This is a genomic window from Cutibacterium modestum (assembly GCF_008326345.1).
Lineage (GTDB): Bacteria > Actinomycetota > Actinomycetes > Propionibacteriales > Propionibacteriaceae > Cutibacterium > Cutibacterium modestum.
Genome location: NZ_BJEN01000002.1, coordinates 640,470 through 657,440, shown reverse-complemented (window position 1 = coordinate 657,440; position 16,971 = coordinate 640,470). Strand labels below are relative to the sequence as shown.

The 16,971-nt window shown below is 61.2% G+C and carries 20 protein-coding genes and 2 tRNA genes; 14 read left to right on the top strand and 8 right to left on the bottom strand.

Translation table 11 applies throughout. From position 1 onward, the window contains the following. Window positions 1-6: 6 nt before the first annotated feature. From moaA to F1563_RS07810, 6 genes are read left to right on the top strand one after another with little or no spacing between them, the layout of a single operon-like run. Window positions 7-1,089, top strand: a complete 1,083-nt coding sequence (gene moaA / locus F1563_RS07835; protein WP_002526899.1) for a GTP 3',8-cyclase MoaA — start codon at window positions 7-9, stop codon at window positions 1,087-1,089. A 2-nt stretch (window positions 1,090-1,091) separates the two neighbouring features. Next, complete coding sequence (locus tag F1563_RS07830) at window positions 1,092-1,331, top strand: MoaD/ThiS family protein (RefSeq protein ID WP_007433379.1); 240 nt, start codon at window positions 1,092-1,094, stop codon at window positions 1,329-1,331. Further along, window positions 1,332-1,754, top strand: coding sequence for a molybdenum cofactor biosynthesis protein MoaE (locus F1563_RS07825; RefSeq protein WP_002526897.1), 423 nt, complete (start codon window positions 1,332-1,334; stop codon window positions 1,752-1,754). Next, window positions 1,751-3,061, top strand: a complete 1,311-nt coding sequence (locus F1563_RS07820) for a molybdopterin molybdotransferase MoeA (protein ID WP_002546561.1) — start codon at window positions 1,751-1,753, stop codon at window positions 3,059-3,061. The genes F1563_RS07825 and F1563_RS07820 overlap by 4 nt, the downstream gene beginning before the upstream one ends. Window positions 3,062-3,105: 44 nt before the next feature. Then, window positions 3,106-3,543, top strand: coding sequence for a cyclic pyranopterin monophosphate synthase MoaC (gene moaC, locus F1563_RS07815; protein WP_002526895.1), 438 nt, complete (start codon window positions 3,106-3,108; stop codon window positions 3,541-3,543). A gap of 44 nt (window positions 3,544-3,587) precedes the next feature. Continuing rightward, window positions 3,588-4,256 (top strand): TorD/DmsD family molecular chaperone, encoded by a 669-nt coding sequence (locus F1563_RS07810; protein ID WP_172623651.1) that lies wholly within the window; start codon window positions 3,588-3,590, stop codon window positions 4,254-4,256. A gap of 1,099 nt (window positions 4,257-5,355) precedes the next feature. On the opposite strand, the gene F1563_RS07800 is transcribed toward F1563_RS07810, so the two are convergent. Then, entirely contained in the window at window positions 5,356-5,595 is a 240-nt protein-coding gene (locus F1563_RS07800) for a hypothetical protein (RefSeq protein ID WP_002546562.1), read from the bottom strand. A 288-nt stretch (window positions 5,596-5,883) separates the two neighbouring features. Here F1563_RS07800 and F1563_RS13620 point away from each other — a divergent pair, with 288 nt between their 5' ends. Further along, complete coding sequence (locus F1563_RS13620; protein ID WP_036958251.1) at window positions 5,884-6,243, top strand: hypothetical protein; 360 nt, start codon at window positions 5,884-5,886, stop codon at window positions 6,241-6,243. Between the two features lie 432 nt (window positions 6,244-6,675). Here the strand turns inward: F1563_RS13620 and F1563_RS07785 are convergent, their stop codons facing one another. Then, the gene (locus F1563_RS07785) at window positions 6,676-8,364 is read right to left on the bottom strand and encodes a thioesterase domain-containing protein (RefSeq protein ID WP_172623619.1); all 1,689 of its coding nucleotides are present in this window, start codon (window positions 8,362-8,364) and stop codon (window positions 6,676-6,678) included. Between F1563_RS07785 and F1563_RS13615 the strand changes: the two genes are divergently transcribed. Further along, a complete protein-coding gene (locus F1563_RS13615; RefSeq protein ID WP_036973610.1) occupies window positions 8,351-8,587 on the top strand; it encodes a hypothetical protein in 237 nt (78 codons plus the stop codon). The two genes, F1563_RS07785 and F1563_RS13615, sit on opposite strands and share 14 nt — an antisense overlap. 79 nt (window positions 8,588-8,666) lie before the next feature. After that, window positions 8,667-8,876, top strand: coding sequence for a hypothetical protein (locus F1563_RS07780; RefSeq protein WP_002533918.1), 210 nt, complete (start codon window positions 8,667-8,669; stop codon window positions 8,874-8,876). A gap of 65 nt (window positions 8,877-8,941) precedes the next feature. Here the strand turns inward: F1563_RS07780 and F1563_RS07775 are convergent. The 4 genes from F1563_RS07775 to F1563_RS07760 form a co-directional block, all read right to left on the bottom strand. After that, window positions 8,942-9,014 (bottom strand) — tRNA-Ala (locus F1563_RS07775). A 410-nt stretch (window positions 9,015-9,424) separates the two neighbouring features. Continuing rightward, window positions 9,425-10,219, bottom strand: coding sequence for a hypothetical protein (locus tag F1563_RS07770; protein WP_172623618.1), 795 nt, complete (start codon window positions 10,217-10,219; stop codon window positions 9,425-9,427). Between the two features lie 81 nt (window positions 10,220-10,300). Then, window positions 10,301-10,945 (bottom strand): GNAT family N-acetyltransferase, encoded by a 645-nt coding sequence (locus F1563_RS07765; RefSeq protein WP_036958497.1) that lies wholly within the window; start codon window positions 10,943-10,945, stop codon window positions 10,301-10,303. A 67-nt stretch (window positions 10,946-11,012) separates the two neighbouring features. After that, complete coding sequence (locus F1563_RS07760) at window positions 11,013-12,320, bottom strand: MoeA family protein (protein WP_002528803.1); 1,308 nt, start codon at window positions 12,318-12,320, stop codon at window positions 11,013-11,015. Between the two features lie 136 nt (window positions 12,321-12,456). Here F1563_RS07760 and F1563_RS07755 point away from each other — a divergent pair, with 136 nt between their 5' ends. From F1563_RS07755 to F1563_RS07740, 4 genes are all read left to right on the top strand, one after another. Beyond that, entirely contained in the window at window positions 12,457-13,017 is a 561-nt protein-coding gene (locus tag F1563_RS07755) for a 5-formyltetrahydrofolate cyclo-ligase (protein WP_081414928.1), read from the top strand. Between the two features lie 77 nt (window positions 13,018-13,094). Continuing rightward, window positions 13,095-13,397 carry an FmdB family zinc ribbon protein gene (locus F1563_RS07750; RefSeq protein WP_002528805.1) on the top strand — a complete coding sequence of 101 codons (303 nt, stop codon included), beginning with the start codon at window positions 13,095-13,097 and terminating at the stop codon, window positions 13,395-13,397. 164 nt (window positions 13,398-13,561) lie between these two features. Continuing rightward, the gene (locus F1563_RS07745; protein WP_002528806.1) at window positions 13,562-14,137 is read left to right on the top strand and encodes an SAF domain-containing protein; all 576 of its coding nucleotides are present in this window, start codon (window positions 13,562-13,564) and stop codon (window positions 14,135-14,137) included. Window positions 14,138-14,249: 112 nt separating this feature from the next. Beyond that, window positions 14,250-14,618 (top strand): MscL family protein, encoded by a 369-nt coding sequence (locus F1563_RS07740; RefSeq protein ID WP_002528807.1) that lies wholly within the window; start codon window positions 14,250-14,252, stop codon window positions 14,616-14,618. A gap of 17 nt (window positions 14,619-14,635) precedes the next feature. Here F1563_RS07740 and F1563_RS07735 read toward each other — a convergent pair whose 3' ends face one another. Both F1563_RS07735 and F1563_RS07730 read right to left on the bottom strand, forming a co-directional pair. Next, window positions 14,636-15,007, bottom strand: a complete 372-nt coding sequence (locus tag F1563_RS07735; RefSeq protein WP_002528808.1) for a hypothetical protein — start codon at window positions 15,005-15,007, stop codon at window positions 14,636-14,638. After that, window positions 15,004-16,401, bottom strand: coding sequence for a UTP--glucose-1-phosphate uridylyltransferase (locus F1563_RS07730; RefSeq protein WP_069181705.1), 1,398 nt, complete (start codon window positions 16,399-16,401; stop codon window positions 15,004-15,006). The genes F1563_RS07735 and F1563_RS07730 overlap by 4 nt, the downstream gene beginning before the upstream one ends. Before the next feature lie 468 nt (window positions 16,402-16,869). Between F1563_RS07730 and F1563_RS07725 the strand changes: the two genes are divergently transcribed. Then, a tRNA-Arg gene (locus F1563_RS07725) sits at window positions 16,870-16,945 on the top strand. The last annotated feature ends 26 nt before the right edge of the window (window positions 16,946-16,971 follow it).

Genomic DNA, 16,971 nt, shown 5'->3' with positions numbered 1-16,971 from the left:
TCAGCCATGACGCCTACACCAGCGGCAGAGCAGGAGGATGGTGAGGCTATGAGCACGATGATCGGCCCTCGCCCAAACCACCGCGGTCTGCCAGACCGGTTCGGACGGGTCGCCACCGACCTGCGTGTTTCAGTAACGGACCGCTGCAACCTGCGCTGCACCTACTGCATGCCGGCACAGGGCATGGATTGGCTGCCTAGACGTGACTTGCTCACCGACGCCGAGATCATCCGTGTCATCGGCATCGGGGTCAAGCGGCTCGGCATCACCAAAGTGCGATTCACCGGCGGAGAACCATTGCTGCGCCCCAGTTTGGAGCACCTTGTGAGCGCCACGGTGGACTTCCGATGCGCTGATGACAAACCACCGGTCGCGGCCTTGACGACCAACGGCATCGGCTTAGACAAGCGCGTAGCCGGACTCGTTAATGCTGGCCTTGACCAGGTCAACGTGTCCCTGGACACCGTGGATCCCGAACGATTCACCACGATCTCCCGGCGCAACCGGCTCAGCCAAGTGGTTACTGGGATCGACACCGCACTGGCCGCAGGACTGCCGGTGAAGATCAATGCCGTTCCCCAAATACACTCGTATCACAGCGACGTACCCCAGCTCCTGAACTTCTGCCTGGATCGTGGGCTCGAGTTACGATTTATCGAGTTCATGCCGATTGGGGCGAACGGCTGGCGGCGCGACGCCACCGTGAGCGCCGACGACATCCTTGGTGTGGTGCAGGATAGTGGGTTCATCCTCACCGAAGACACCAAGCCTCGGGGCTCTACACCGGCGCAGTGCTGGCGAGTGCGTTCTGCGGACGGTCGTACCGGACGAGTGGGGATCATCGCCTCAGTGACCAGGCCATTCTGTGAGCACTGCTCACGGACCCGATTGACGGCCGATGGACAGATCCGCAACTGCCTGTTTGCCATCCGCGAGGCCGACCTGCGTTCTGTGCTGCGCTCCGGAGGCAGCGATGACGAAATCGTTGCCGTGTGGCAGGGTGAGATGTTGCGTAAGAGCGCCCAACACGGAGTTGATGCCGAAGGTTTTGCCGACTCCGGACGACGCATGTCTGCCATAGGAGGGTGATGGTGCTGGTGCATTACTACGGTGGCACCGCCGAAGCTACGGGGACCACCGAGGAGACGATCGAGTTGCCTATTGACCTCACCGTTGACCAGGTGCTGGAGCACCTCGGCAAACTCCATTCCGATTTGGGGCGGGTACTGGGAGTGTGCACCTTATTCGTTAACGGATTTGCAGCCCGAGGTGACCAAACGGTGCCAGATGGCGCCCAGGTCGACGTGCTTCCGCCATTTGCAGGAGGGTGAATGTACGCCGAAATCTCTGAGCAGCCGCTAGACGCCGCCCGCATCGTCAGCCTTGCCGGTGACGACCGCAGCGGTGCCGTGGTGACCTTCACCGGCATCGTGCGTAACCATGATGCTGGCCACGCCGTCATCGCCATCGACTACAGCGCCCACCCACAGGCCGACCTGATCCTCCGAAAACTGGTTACACAGTACGGTGCGCGAGAGGGGGTGCACGGTGTCGCCGCCGTGCACCGGACCGGCCATGTGACCGTCGGTGAGATCGCGATGGTCGTGTCGGTGTCTGCGGAACACCGCCGGCAGGCCTTCGACGCAGCCTGCGATCTCGTCGACTCCGTCAAAGCGACGCTTCCGGTGTGGAAGTGCCAGTGGCTCGCCGACGGCTCCCACGAGTGGACCGGATTGTCAAGGAAAACCTTATGACCGACACATCGAGTCTCGTCCGGCCCGTAACTCCACCCGAGCGAGTGAGCATCGAGGAGCATCTGCAACTGGTCTCCGCTCTCCCCGCCACACCGGGGACGGTCACGTTGCCCCTGTCCATGTGCTTGGGACTGGTCACAGCCGAGGACATCGTTGCCCGGCTCGAGGTACCGCCGTTCACCAACTCTGCGATGGATGGATTCGCGGTATGCTTCGATGACGTCTCCGCCGCCACCCCGAACACGCCTGTCACTCTCCCGGTGACTGCCGACGTGCCAGCCGGTTCTCCAGCCGACTATCCGTTGAAGGTCGGCACTGCCCAGCGCATCATGACTGGTGCTCACATGCCGGAGGGAGCTGACACCGTTGTCAAGGTAGAAGACACCGATCACGCCGTCGGCGTGTTTGATGCCCCTGCAACGGTGACAATCATGCGCGCTCCCGCAGCTGGTGCTAACGTGCGTCACCACGGCGAGGCGCTGACCGTTGGGGATCTAGTGCTGTCAGCCGGGACGAGCCTCACTCCCGAGGCACTCACAGCTGCCGCCGCAGTTGGATACGGTGATCTGCGGGTGCATCCGGCACCACGGATCGGCGTGTTGACGACGGGCTCGGAGCTCAGCGAGGCCGGTGAGCCGCTGGATCGTGGGAAGATCCCGGACTCCAATGGTGTCCTGCTCGCAGGCTTGGTGCACTCATATGGTGGAATCATCACCGAACAGGCGAAGGTGCCCGACGACCCGACCCGGTTGCGTGAACTCATCACCTCCTGGCAGGTAGATCTCGTTGTCACGGCGGGAGGCATCTCTATGGGAGCTTACGAGGTCGTGCGCCAGGGGTTGCCAGAACTTACTTTCCACCCCGTCGCCCAGCAACCCGGCGGCCCACAGGGGATAGGTCTCATTGGCTCGACACCCGTAATGGCCTTGCCCGGAAACCCGGTCGGAGCATATGTGAGCTTCCATGTCTACGTCGTACCACTGATAGCCCGGCTACGTGGCCTCCCCCCAGATGGCACTCACGAGATGCCCGCCGAAGCGTCTATCATCCTTGACTCAGTGCTGAATCGCCCCATCAAACGGGCTCCCGCTGCTGCATCGTGGCGCTCCCCGGTTTCCAAGACACAGTTCATGCCCGTACGCTGGGTCGCCGGAGGAGTCGCTCCTGTGCACTCGTTGGGTTCACAGTCACACGTGGTGACGGCTCTGCCGGCCACCGACGGACTGGCCATCGTCGACCCCGGCGTTGATCACGTCGACATTGGCAACGAATTGAGCATCCTGTTGACCAGGAGGAATAGTCCATGAGCGCATCTCCTTTCACCCACCTACGAGGCGACGGATCGGCCCACATGATCGATGTGACCGACAAGACCCCCACCGTGCGTGAGGCAACAGCAGAGTGCTGCGTAGTGTGCTCCGAGCCGATCATGTCCGCACTGCACAACGAATCGGTTCCCAAGGGAGACGTGCTGGCCGTGGCCCGCATCGCAGGCATCCAGGCCATCAAACACACACCTGACCTCATCCCCCTGGCGCACCGTATCGGCGTGCATGGAGCCGAGGTGGACCTGTGGCTCGAAAACGACCGAGTGCGGATTCGCGCCACGGCGCGCACCGCCGACCGCACCGGGGTCGAGATGGAGGCACTCACCGCGGTGACGGTAGCCGCTCTCACGGTGGCCGACATGGTCAAGGGTGTCGATCGTGGCTTCGCCATCGAACACGCAGTGATTACTCATAAGGCTGGTGGCCGCAGCGGCGAATGGACCCGAGAGGACGATAAGTGAATCCCGGCGGCATCACCTCCGACAACGGGCAGGGCGCCAGCCTCATCCACGAGCCGTCCGAGGATGACCTCGATGCCTTCGCGGCCACGTTCACCACCTTGGGGTCGTTGCATCGCACAGCCCCCGGCCCCGAACAGCTCAGCACACTATTGGGGATGATCAACGAATGGCCACGAAAGGGCTGCCTGGCCGCAGGAGCACACCATCCCGCTGTGAGCTCAGGCCTCACGATGTGGCGCCTTTCTTGTGACAAAGCAGAGTCTTGGCAGGATGTTGCCTCCGACCATGATCGTCTGTACGGGGATTCCGCCGTGGCTGTCGTTGCACCGTACGAGTCGGTGCACCGCAGCGAGGAGGGCTTGGTCTTCGACGAACACACCCTTCAGGTACGCACCTGCTACGCGCGTCTGGAATTGGTCACACCAAACATGAACCGAGAACCTGACGATCACATCGGTCTGGAGCTGGACTTTCTGGCCCAAGGATGCCTTCACGCCTTGGACGCCCGGGAAAGCCACGACACCGACCAGAGCCACCACGTACTCATGGTCGTCGCCGATTTCCTGCATACCCACGTGCTCGTTTGGGCACCGTCGTTCCTGTCACGCGTCACCGAGTACGCACGGACATCCTTCATGCAGGGTGTGGCCTTACTCACCATTGGGACACTGGATGAGTTTGACGAATGTCTGGTTGAGCACCGACATTGGTGACATCATGTCGGCATCAATGTGAGGTGACAGCCCTCGGAAGTGGTGCGTCTAGTCGCAAGCCACGGCCCTTACTAAGAGACTCGCCTCTCCTCGCTCTAGCCCAAAACGTCTAGAAGTTGGGGAGATGAGGTTGGCGACACCGGCTCGTGTATGGAGACGGAGACACGTCAGGAGTGATGCTGTCACACCTGACGGACCCAGCGCCCGGTCGCGGATGGGTCAACCCACCACGTGTGGTTTCCGAGAACTACGGGCGCGCGGACACAGTTATGCCTCACAACAACCATATACACATGTGCGCGATTACGTCAGGTGCCCTGACCAAGAAAAAAGCCCCAAACATTAAAGTGGTTCACGAGGTGGACTGATTCAGAGGTAGGGGCCAAGCGACAAGGACTTGGCCGAGGCTAAGGAAGCCCCGATGCTCATACAGGGCGTGCCATGCTGACTTTTAGAGTCGCTACGGGCGGCATCGTGTGGATGTTTTAAGCAACGTGCTTCACCTCAACGAATTCATATTCACCACCGTTTGCCACGTGGGCGACGTTGCGCATTACCTGAAACCTCATACTTTCATACACCTTGATTCCCTGCTAGTTGAATGACACAGCGGAAAGGCGAATTTCGGCGCCCGGGTAGTACCGTCGGATCTATTCCAGGCTGTATCTCATGAAATTACGCCCAGGCCCCGACCGGTGATACCTGGGCGCAGCCCTAGCCCAATCTCCACAAACTCGCTCCTTCCTACGACGTCACCGGAAAAGAAACTAGTAAGCTAGTCGTCCTGCCGCGCCTGGGGAAAGTCTCCGACCACAGCGGCGAACACATTCCTGATAGTCCTCGGGTTCCGCTGTCATGCCGTAGAAGTCATATGGTAACGGGTATTCCCATTTATCCGTGATCTGTCGGGCGGTCGAAGCGTCCATTGGAAAGTACCCGAACTCGTGACCGATTTCGGTTGGCACTGAACGCAGCTTTCTCTCCTGCGTGGCGATAGGGAACGTCACGGGGCACAGCGCCCGCACGAAACAACCTAGCTGAGGTCATGCAGCATCCCCAGAAGCAGACCGCCCATGCCTCGCCGCCATCCGCGACGACCTCACCTCACCAGCACCGGCGTTCTGACGGGAGTCACCGCAGAAACGAGTTTGCCCTGCCCGTGATTCAGATAGGGCGAGCACACGAGTCGATCCGCGCTGGACAGCACAGGACGCACCGCCGGAGGTGCCAGCCACGGTAGACGCCGTGAGCATCCGAAGGCCTCCTCCAGCGAGTGGAAGCCGCCTACGCTTCCGGCGGGTCCCTGAAAGCCGTGGCCCGACAGGTTGGTCTTGGACACGAGCGGCTCTCTCGCCTCCTGCGAGAACGTGGTGTCATCCTCCGCGACCGCTCTCCGGCGACCACGAAATTGGGCTGATGCGTGCCATATATGAGCAAGGGGCTTCACTGGAGCGTATGGGCGACAAGTTCGGTTACACGGCAGGGACAGTCCGCAAACACTTGATCATCGCCGGCATCGTGATGCGCGACACGGACGGTCGTGTCTGAATGGAACCCCACGGCTTCGGCCAAGAACTCACGACAACATGACGAGCGTTGATGCTCGCAGCAAGCGCTGGTTCAGAGCATGCAGCCCGCGCCGCGCATATCAGCTCTGTACCTGGCCGCGCGCATGATCGCGGGCTTGCTGACGCAGTCTTGCCCGTACCTCACCGTAGATCATGGTCGACGTCTGTTCTGCTGTCTCGATGGAGGCCATGAGTGCGTATCGCACCGTCTTGCCGACACCAAGGTGTTGAGCCTGGTCCATGCATTCGACGTGGATTCGGAGCGTGTCATGGTCGCCGAACACTATGGCGCAGTTGCCTTGGACGATCTCGTGTTGGAGGCTCCTTCGCCCGACCGAGTTGTGCTCCGCACCAATGCGTTCTCTGCCTGCAAGTTGCTTGTCTGGGGCGGCGAGAAGTACACCTTCGCACTTCGGTAGCGGTTGAGCCGACTGACGGTGGGGACCATGTACGCCAGAATGATAGTGAGGCGATGCCATTCTGCGCGTACACGAAGCTAAGGCGGGAGGACAACTCGTAGGTGTTGCGTTGATCGCCGGCTATCAGCCCTCCGCTGACTAGGACCGCCGTGTTTGTGGCCGCAGCGCCGAGCTGAGCTGTGTCGAGGCGTCCATAGCCTAGAAGCGCGGTCAGGTGTTGACGAGCTTCCTGCTTGTTCAGACTTAGTTCGCGGCACAGTTGTGCCTCCCAATCGCCCCAGCTACTCGCATGGGCGAGGAGGGCTCTCACGAGTAGTGAATGATATTGAGGATCTGGTAGCGGCATATCTTCGGAATCGTCGGGGCACCCCACGCACAAGGTTCGAACTCTTGCTATCTTGGATGGCTTCGGTTCGGGCCTTGTTGTCGTTCTTAGGCCCAGGTGAGGGCGTTGGCGTTGATCTCGGGGTCGAGGAGCATTTCGAAGGGTCGGTTGTTTTTCAACGCGGAGTTGGTCGTCTTCGTCGATGTAGATCTTGGTGAAGAAAGCTTGATTGCATAGGCGTCGGTTGGCGTTGTCGCAGCGTGCGTAGACGTCGGCGCAGTTGGCGAGCAGGTTGAGGGCGTCGTCGAGGCGGTCACGGACTCGTACTGCCCTCCCTCGTGCAGATCGCCGCGGCTCTTGCCAAGCGCAACCTCGAGGATCTGCGGGAGCTTAGCCACGTACTCATCCTGCGTCAACGATCCTGATCGGTAGGCCTCTGGCACGATGCTGTCGATCATGAGGATGTCGCTAACCATAACATTCCTGCGGCGCAACTCGTCAGCGACGGCTACGGCCTCATTCCCACCGAACGAGTAACCGCCCAGCAGCACGCACCGACCCTGGCTGGTAGCTACGACCTCCTCCGCGTAGAGCGGAGCCAGGTCCTGCACGGTCATCATGGCAGAGCTGCCGCCGTAGGGTATACCGTACACATTGACCGGCAGATCCAGTCCACGCAGGAGATCGCGATAGCACTCGATGCTGCCGCCCGCTGGATGGATCAAAAATAGATCGGTACTCGAACAGGCGTCGTGGAGGCAGACGGCAAATGACCCCGAAACATCGTCATTACTAACCTGTTCGACCAGCGAGCGCGGGGTGACATCTCCCTCCAGGCGGTGAGAGGGGATCTCGCAGCCCAACAGGTCAGTCAGGTCCGAGGCAAGCATGAGCGTCGTGAACGAATCCAGCCCCAGCGAGACAAAGGTATCGTCGGCTCCGACAGGTGTGCCCACCTGCTGGGAGAACAGGTTGAGTACCTGATCAAGCAGGTTGCTGTGGTCGCCGCGGGTCGTCCCCGTGTTCTCCCGAACAGCTGGTGCCACCTCGAGCCAGCAGCGCTCGCCGCGCAGCGTGAGCACAGGTAGCGGCACGCGGTGACCGTCCACGGCCACCGTCGCGATCAATGATGTCCTGTCACCCGTGGTCAGCCAGTCCTGCACCGACTCGCACCCCTCGACGGTCCGTCCGGCCATTGGATCGGCCATCCAATCGTCCAACGCAGACACTAGCGCCGCCCGGTTGGTCGCGCGGAAGCAAGCCCGCCACGGTGCATCCACCGACACCCGCGAGACGAGCGTTGTGCTGATGTCGGCCAGCGAGAACGGTGCTTCAAGCAGGTGGTCGCGCAGCGACCGGACAAGCTGCAGCAAGTCGTCCTCACGGTCGGCGGCGAGCGGAAGGATGCGGAATCCGTCGTCGTCACGACGCCCGGACTGCTGGCCGGAAACGACAATGTGAACGTTGGTGCCACCCATGCCCAATCCCGTGACGCCCATGAGATGGCGTCCCGGTGCCAGCGACGTCTCCTCAACGGGCACCATCCCGTCGGCAGCGGCGTCAAAGGGCGAGACAATACCCGTCTTGGAGAACGGCGAGCCCGGTAGCCAGATGTAGCCACTAGGGTTGGGGAGTTGTAGGGAAGCGCCGCCGACGAGAGCCGCGTCACAGTCGCCGCTGTCGATAGCTCGGCACGCGGTGACGAGCGCCGTCAGTGACGCCGAGCAAGCGCTCAGCACGGTCATACTGGGCCCCTCCAGGCCGAGTTGGTAGGAGATTCGCGTGGCGGCTCTCACGATCAACACCCCTCGACCTTCTATTCGCAGCGCGGAACACATTCGAGTGAGGGCCAAGAACGCTATAACGACCACTTCCAGCCCCACAACGGGCGGCACCGACGAAGGTTTCTCCATCCCCGCCCAACGCGAAGCCGTGCGCCGGAAAACCGAACAACTCAAAGCCACCATCATCGAAGAATTCGTCGACGCCGGAGCCGTCCCACTGTCGGTGTTGGAATGAGGGCAAGACCGCGTCCTGGCCGAACTCGACACCACCAACCGCAGAATCCAAGCCCACCACGGCGACTACGCCGACGCCCGTGACCGCCTCGACGACGCCCTCAACCTGCTCGCCAACTGCGCCGACGTCTACGCACGCTGCGACAACGCCAACCGACGCCTATGCAATCAAGCTTTCTTCACCAAGATCTACATCGACGAAGACGACCAACTCCGCGTTGAAAAACAACCGACCCTTCGAAATGCTCCTCGACCCCGAGATCAACGCCAACGCCCTCACCTGGGCCTAAGAACGACAACAAGGCCCGAACCGAAGCCATCCAAGATAGCAAGAGTTCGAACCTTGTGCGTGGGGTGGAGCATAGGGGATTCGAACCCCTGACCTTCTCATTGCGAACGAGACGCGCTACCAACTGCGCCAATGCCCCAACGGCACAGTTAAGCTACCACACTCGGGCAATCTGCGTCACGCTACGAATCAGTTGGCAAAGAGAGCCCATCCGCTCAGGATCCCCCTCCTTCACCAGCAACATCACCAAAGGCAGCGCGCAGTACCCTAAATTATCATTTCGATGGTTGACAACCCCATTTGCCGAACACACCACCGGCGACTACCGACAGAGCACCCCGCACTCTCCCCACGGCAACATGGACAATACCTCTGAGAGCAATTGAGAGCCAGGGAGCTCTAACGCATCGAGGGCGTCACCGACAGCCTCGCGTGGCTGAACCTCATTGACACCCAAAACGACAAAAACAACAGCGGGGGAACCGCGCACAGCATCAGACCGGAAAACACAGGTGTCATTGTGTCAATCCCATGCCGTCAGAACTCGGTTCAGGCCGACGCAATTCCGACGACCCCCGAGGGACCCTCGTGCGCTCCCGCAGACTGCCCATCGTCGGACTTCCCAACCATCTCCTCGACAACGACAGGGGTGTCAACCTGGCCGGGAACCGGCCCGGGCGCGGACAGGTCAATGGTGCGGACTGTCCGGGCGCTCAGCGGCGTCGAGACATAGGTCGGGGCAGTGACGACGACGTCGTTCCACAGGGAGCCTTCCGGCGCCGTCACTGGACGGTCGAGGTCGATGGTCCAGGAGGTGGGCTCGACCTCGGCACGAAAGGGCTCCGTGCTCACCTCCAATACTACCGTGTCTTCGTCCCATCCTTTATCGATGAGCGCGTATCTGCGATCGAAGCGCTTGGCCATTGCCACCACGGACCAGCGGGCAAGGACAAAGAAGCCCACCACCAACAGCGCGAAGACGGCCACCAGCCACCATGGCGTCACGTCAACAACAGCAAGCACCATCGACAGCACCGTCAGCCCTAACAGCACCAACATCGTCGTCATCCGGCGTCGGGCGGCCACCGCCCATGAACGCCTCAGATTCCAACGTGCATATGACCTTGTGTACGGAGTGGAGAGCTCCACCCCGGGGCCCTCGTCGGTGTCGCCAGGAGTGACTGTGCAGGAGCCCCGAGATACCACGCTCATGGTGTCCGGAAAGTCCTCGTGCTTGTCGTCAGTAACCTCTTGGGACCGTCGTCGATTGACGACCATGGGGACGAGGTAAGCGATCCACCCCACGAGGACGATGGCAATGAGGACAGCTTGGAGGGCTTGCACGAATGACACGCTACGGGGAGGCTTCGGCGTGTCGCCGGGACCACACGCGGAGTGTCGGGAAACGAATCACAGCGATGTGGTTCAGCCCTCGTCTTCCCCTACCGCAGACCCTGGAAGAAGATGGTTGACCAGGTAATTGCGCAGAACCCCATCAGGATAATCATCAGCTAACAAGCGGAACACTCGATGGTCGCGCCATTGGCCGTCGATATGCAGGTATGCTGGCCGGACCCCTTCCTCCGTCAGGCCAAGCTTTTCGACGACGCGCAAACTCTTGGTGTTTTCCGGCCGCACGCAGATCTCAACGCGATGCAACCCTATGACCTGGAAAACGTAATCACACGCCAACGCCACTGCAGTGGGTGCAATTCCCTTACCAGCATAGGCGGAAGCCACCCAATAGCCCATCGAGCACGACATCGCAGACCCCAATGAAATCGACGACACCGTCAATTGCCCGATAAGCGGCGTGGTGGCTCGGTTCGCGACGGGACAATCGGGCCAACCATCATCCCATCCAATCGCCCACGGCAAAGAGGAGCCTCCTTTGGCTCGTCGGTGATTCCGGGAAACCATCGTAAGGTAGCCGCCAACCCGCTCTCGAGAGCCGGGAGGCTTGGTGGCCTCCCACGGGCCTAGCCAGTCCCAATCGAGTTCCCGTGTCGTCGTCCACCTCACCTGGTCGGCACAACGCAGCGGGCGCAATACCACCCCGCCGGCTTGCATTGTCACTGGCCAGTGTCGATGCCGCGGCATCGACACCCCCCACGGCAGACGCGATGAGGTCACGACGTCACCTCAACCGCCAACAGGTTAGCGGCATTCCGGTGGGAACTGGCTCATCCCCCGCCCCGACAACAGCGATGGCGTCGGACATCGACAAATCGACGACATGGGTGACATCCCCCATCCCTGCTCGCGATAGCACCGGGCGACCACCTACCCGCGCTAAACGTACCGGGACGAACGTGGTGGATTCTGGATGCCGCACAATCGGTCGATCCGTCTCAGCCGTGAGCTTCTCGGTCGGCGGCAGCCCCGATAATTTGCGCAGAAGGGGTTGCACAAAGGCCATGAAGGAAACGAGAGCTGGCCCAGGCCCAACCGGCAGGACGACGAGGGGAACCAAACCCGGATCTATCAGGGCGAACCCTTGATTCGCGCCAGGCTCCATCGCCACTCTGGCGAAGTCGGCACCTCCCATTCGCGGCAACACCGAAGATACGGGGTCCTGCTGACCCACAGCTATCCGGTCGCTGGTAGCGATCACAAGATCAGCTCCACGTGCAGCATTCGCCAGCAACCGCATCAACTCATTGTCACTAGAGGTACTGGTGGAAACGACCGTGACATTCACGTCGAGTGCTCGGGTAGCAGCTTCGATAGCGGCAGCAGTCGCGTCAAGGGACGCAACATCCTCGGCACCATTGGCCCGAGCCCTTCGCTCAATCTCCCCCCGCTGGTCCTCATCAGCACGCACTGCAACAATGACAACCTTGGGGCGCGGACGGACGAACACCTCGTCAATTCCGGCCGAAGCGAGCACCGAGATAATGCCGGGGTGCAGGATCGTCCCGTTACGTACCAGAACTTCGCCAGCGCCGTAATCCGAGCCCGCAAGTCGGGCCCCGGCCCATCTCTTCACCGGTGAGAACAGCACGATGTCGCCATCGACATTTAACAGGTCTAAAGGGAGGACGCAGTCGGTCCCCTCGGGAAGCAGAGATCCAGCTATGACCCGCACAGCAGTACCGGGGATGACCGGGCTAGGTGGGCGTCGGTCAACCTGAACCTCGATGGCACCGGGACGTCCGGCCATTCGAGTCGACGCCGAATCGAGGGCGTAGCCGTCATTGATCGCCGTCGTCACGACTGGAACGTCATAGGGTGCGTGGACGTCCTCACAGACAGCCAGACCAACGGCTCTCGGCACTTCCACGGTTACTGGCGGGACGGCTTGCACCAGGCTGCACAGGTAGTCGCGATGATCGTCGACAGATCGACGACCTGACATATCCGTCTCCGGCGCTCCCGGCAGGCCGAGAGGCTCCGCTTCGGGTTCGGGGGCCTCGACCTGCTTCTTCCTGTGGAACAACGCCATGACATCACCCTAGAGGGCATTATGTTGTCTGCCAGGCAGCGACTCGGCTTGGGCATAGCATGAGGTAGTGACGACAGACCATGTTCCGTCAGATAGGAGACCCGCCGGAGTGGATCCTCAACTCGGCAAGGAGGAGTTGCGATGCCGCTGCCTCGCTCGTCGTGCCGCATTAGATCACCGAACGCGGATGAGCCGCGACGATCGACGCACCGAGCATGCCATGAGTCGGTTGCTGTGGGCCCACAAGGTCGCCCTCTACCTCTCTCGTGGCGATGAACCTGACACTATGGATCTTGCCGACACCCTCGTCATGATAGGCAAGAAGGTCCTGGCACCCGTTTTGACCGACGGCCGTGGCCACCCACTTCACGAACCGGCCTGGGCGTGGTACGACAGCAAAAACGTACGAACCGGCCTATGGCAAATCCCCGAGCCGATAGCTCCCGTTCTCCCTGCCTCAGCGATCGACCAGGTCGAGGTGGTGCTGTGCTCGGCGCTCTTCGTCGACCGATCCGGATACCGCGTCGGCGTGGGCGGTGGCTGGTACGACCGTGTTCTCACCTACCGAGCCCGCGGCGTTCCCGTATGGGCAGTCGTCAACAACGACGAGATTCTCGATGAGGTGCCCCGCGAGCCATGGGACGAGCCCGTCACAGCAGCGCTCACCCCCAGCGGACTGCACTTGCTGGGCCAGTAAGTGACGCGGAGTTTCCTGGTACCCGGTGGCGCGCCTATCATTCGACAGGCGCCCGATACCGCCGGAACGAGGAGATCATGCCCACCTACCAGTACCAATGCAATAACTGCGGCCGTGACCTCGAGGTTGTGCAGAAGTTCAGCGACTCCTCGCTGACTGTCTGCCCATCCTGCGAGGGCACTCTGCGCAAGGTCTTCAGCGCGGTCGGGGTAGTTTTCAAGGGTTCGGGGTTCTACTCCACCGACAATCACACCAAGAGCGCATCAAAAGCAGCCACCGGGGATAGCTCCACGCCAACCTTCGCGGACCCCTCGACGAAGTCTGAGTCGTCCTCGTCGTCATCGTCCGCGACCACAAAGGCCTCCGAAAGCGCGTCCTAACATGAGCTTGGGTGAGGCAACTTCAAAATTGCCCTGTGGATAACTGAATATTCTGTTCTGGCCTGCCGATAACTGTGAGTGTGAGACTGACATCGAAGAACTCCCAGGACCCCCGACGCCCAAGCTTTACCAATAGATCCACCGCGCGGCGACGCGTGCACGTCATGGTGGCCCGCCACCGGCGTGGGTTAGCTGCCCTCCTCGCGGCCCTCGCGGTACTTCTGGTGGCATCCCCAGGAATGGCGACCTCGTCTTCCGGACGTGAAGTTGTGGTTGCCGCGCGCGCCATCGAAGGCGGTCGCGTCATTCAACGCTCTGACCTTCGCACTATCCGGATTGATCCAGGCATTCTCCCCCACGAGGCAGCCGCCCTTGCGCAAGTCGAGGGCCGCCAAGCATCGGTACGGATCACCGAGGGGACGATCCTGACAACCTCAGCGGTACTGTCCGGGTCCGCGACCGGGTCTGGAAAAGCGCTCGTTGGCATCCACTTGGCCGACTCGTCGATGGTCGGAATGTTGCAGGTAGGCCAGCAGGTATCCGTCGTCTCTCCTAGCGAGGACGGAACCCCGCACGTCCTGACGCGTGGCGCCATCATCCGGAGCCTGCCTACCAGTGGAGGTGGACTCATCCAGGGCTCTCCGTCAACGGAACTCGTCGTGGTATCCACCGGATCAGCCGATGCCGCGGCGATCGCGGTAGCCGGCCAGGGGCAGCCTTTGGGATTGGTGGTGGAGTGAATACGCGGCTGGCAAGACACAACGAACCGTATTAGCCAAGCCTTCCCAGTACCGTTACCGTTCTTAGCAGGCCCGACGTCTGCGGGCAACACACCAAACCGAAAGGAGCCCTGTGAAGGGATTCAAGGACTTCCTGATGCGTGGCAATCTCATTGAACTCGCCGTCGCATTCATCCTCGGCAGCGCGTTTTCCACCGTGGTCAAATCATTTACGACGATCATCATGGACCTGATCGGCAAGCTCGGCGGGACCCCGAACTTCTCCGGCTGGGTTCCGGGCGGGGTCCACGTCGGCACCTTTATCACCGACGTCATCTCCTTCTTCGTCATGTCCCTCGTCATTTACTTCGGACTCATCAAGCCCATCGAGGTGGCTACGGCAAAGCTCAAGCCTGCCAAGGATGAACCAGTGGCTGCCCCCACCACCGCCGACCTGCTTATCGAGATCCGCGACGAGCTGCGCTCCCGTCCGGTCCAGTGAGGGCAAGGCTGTCAGATTCAGTGCAACAGGCTGTGCGGTGGACGCTCGGCCAACAGACGAGCCTCGTCCGGCCCAATGACCACCGCACCCCGGTGCACCGTAGCGCTCAAGCCATCAAGGCCAGTGATCCGACGAACCTGGGCTAGTAACGCTCCGTAGCGAGCGAACTCCAGTCCTGTGGATAAATCGTCGGGGATCGGGGCGGGCCACGATCGCCTGGCCTGCTGAAACTCGGCACGCCTACCCGCCAACCGGCCCGCCGGCCACCCTTGCCCGGCCAGCCACTCTACGAGATCGACGGCCTGCCATCCTGGCTTGTCAGGGGCGGTAATTCGCTGTCCGGTCAGGACCGCAGCTACCGCCTCCCAGCACTGCTGATCCGGTGTCACTTCGTCTCGCCGGGAATATCACCCGTGAGCACGGTCCCATCGGGTATCGTCAGGGGCTTCTCAGTGGCCAGCGAAGCATCCCCCTCGACGACAACTCCCGAACCGAAAGTCCAGTCTCCCTTGACGTTGAGCGAGGTGGCGCGACGCAGAGACGGCAGCTCAGGAATGCGATCGACGAAATCACCGACCTTCTTGTAAAACTCCTTATCAAGGTCGACCGCGCAGGTCTCGTGCGTAGTCTTGACGAGGTGGCCCGAATCGTCAAGGTCATAGACATCGGAGCGGAGCAGCAGCAGCTCGTTGGTCGTCTTGACCGGTAGGAACCGGGAGCGATCGACGCAGATGCAGGTGGCGCCTTCGAAGACCTCAATAGCGCCTCCCATGGCGGACTCGATCTGGATGACGGGAGTGGATGAGGAATCCTTCGGATCGACCGTCTTCTCGTTGCGAATAATTTGCAGGCCCATGACGCCGTGCCGCTCGTCGAGCACCTTCTTGAGGGCCTCAAGGTCGAACCACAGATTGTTGGTGTGGAAGAAGGGGTGGCGATGCTCGTCGGTGAAATAGTCCATTTCCTCGGCAGCCGTCTGTGCGGTATCGCGCAGGATGAGCTGATCGTCGGACTTACGGATGGCCAGGTGGCCGCCCTTCTTGTCGTTGATAGTGCGACGGCACAACTCAGCAGCGTAGGGCGCGCCCGACGTTGCAAACCACCCTGCGAGACGACCGTCGGGAACAGCGCCGAGATTGTCACCGTTAGAAACCGAGGCGTATTTGTATCCGGCTTCGAGTAGATGGTCGAGGGCGCCGGACCCGAGCAGGGCGGTATAGAGGTCGCCGTGGCCCGGAGGACACCACTCGAGGGAGGGGTTCTTCACCCACTCGACCGGGGCGAGGGTCTCGGCGTCAAGCTTCGGCTCTTGATCTTGTAGAAAGTCGAGCTCCAAGGCGTCGACAGCCAAGTCTGGGTACTTCTCGAGGGCCTTGAGGGTGTCCTCACGGGTATTGAAAGAATTCATGAACATCAGCGGCAGCCGGGCACCAAAGGCCTTGCGCGCCGAGAGCACCTGGATGGCGATGATGTCAAGGAAGGACTTTCCATCACGCACCTCGAGCAGTGACTTGGCTCGGTCAAGGCCCATCGAGGTTCCGAGCCCACCGTTGAGCTTGATGATGACGGTCTTATCAAGGGCTTCAGCAGCCTGCGCTTCGCTGACCTCAACGTCGTCGAGCATCGGCGGATCGGTGAGCGGGGAGATGGTGTCCTCGCGGATGAGCCCGGTATCGCCGGTCTCGAGCTGGTGGTAGTAGGAGGTGAAGACCTCAATGGCGACGGGATCGACACCTGCCTCGGTCATTTTCTGGCGTGCAGCCGCAAGCCCTTCTTCACTCATCCTGGCTCCCCTACGTGTTAATAGACGCCGTCAGTCTATCGGGAAGGGTCCGCTAACAAGCCAGAGCACGCCACTCCGTCAGGTGCGGCGGTCCCCGAAACTCCCCTCCGTGAGATCACTGGCAAGGGTGAGCTGGCCGTCAAGCGTTCCTAGCATGGTGGTCCTGGGAAGGCCCGGGGAGACTGCCGTCTTTAGCGGCAAATCCCCTACCAGGGTGACGCGCCGCTGCTCTGGCAGGGAAGGCTTCTAGATACGCAGCCTCTGAGGCCCACCTGCGGGTGCGGGACTCGATATGCCACCTGGGTGAAGAAAGTCGATCCGATGAGGTGAGGGGGATAGCGTCGGACTGGGTAGTCACCCGGGCGACATGCGATCACCAAGTGGACAACCCACCCCACGACGACAAAGGTTTCGAAGTTGGTTCAGCCAGCTCTGCCGGACTAGTCTAGTAGGGCCGTTTGTGGGCATGGCCCCGTAGCTCAGGGGATAGAGCAGTGGTTTCCTAAACCATGTGTCGTAGGTTCGAATCCTATCGGGGCCGCCATACAAATCGCTCCCGGCAAGGGAAAA

Excerpts from the sequence above, each read along its gene's own strand:
- moaA (WP_002526899.1), top strand. The coding sequence starts at position 7 with ATGACGCCTACACCAGCGGCAGAGCAGGAGGATGGTGAGGCTATGAGC.
- F1563_RS07825 (WP_002526897.1), top strand. The coding sequence starts at position 1,332 with ATGTACGCCGAAATCTCTGAGCAGCCGCTAGACGCCGCCCGCATCGTC.
- F1563_RS07820 (WP_002546561.1), top strand. The coding sequence starts at position 1,751 with ATGACCGACACATCGAGTCTCGTCCGGCCCGTAACTCCACCCGAGCGA.
- moaC (WP_002526895.1), top strand. The coding sequence starts at position 3,106 with ATGATCGATGTGACCGACAAGACCCCCACCGTGCGTGAGGCAACAGCA.
- F1563_RS13620 (WP_036958251.1), top strand. The coding sequence starts at position 5,884 with ATGCAGCCCGCGCCGCGCATATCAGCTCTGTACCTGGCCGCGCGCATG.
- F1563_RS07765 (WP_036958497.1), bottom strand. The coding sequence starts at position 10,945 with ATGCAAGCCGGCGGGGTGGTATTGCGCCCGCTGCGTTGTGCCGACCAG.
- F1563_RS07760 (WP_002528803.1), bottom strand. The coding sequence starts at position 12,320 with ATGGCGTTGTTCCACAGGAAGAAGCAGGTCGAGGCCCCCGAACCCGAA.
- F1563_RS07750 (WP_002528805.1), top strand. The coding sequence starts at position 13,095 with ATGCCCACCTACCAGTACCAATGCAATAACTGCGGCCGTGACCTCGAG.
- F1563_RS07745 (WP_002528806.1), top strand. The coding sequence starts at position 13,562 with ATGGTGGCCCGCCACCGGCGTGGGTTAGCTGCCCTCCTCGCGGCCCTC.
- F1563_RS07730 (WP_069181705.1), bottom strand. The coding sequence starts at position 16,401 with ATGAGTGAAGAAGGGCTTGCGGCTGCACGCCAGAAAATGACCGAGGCA.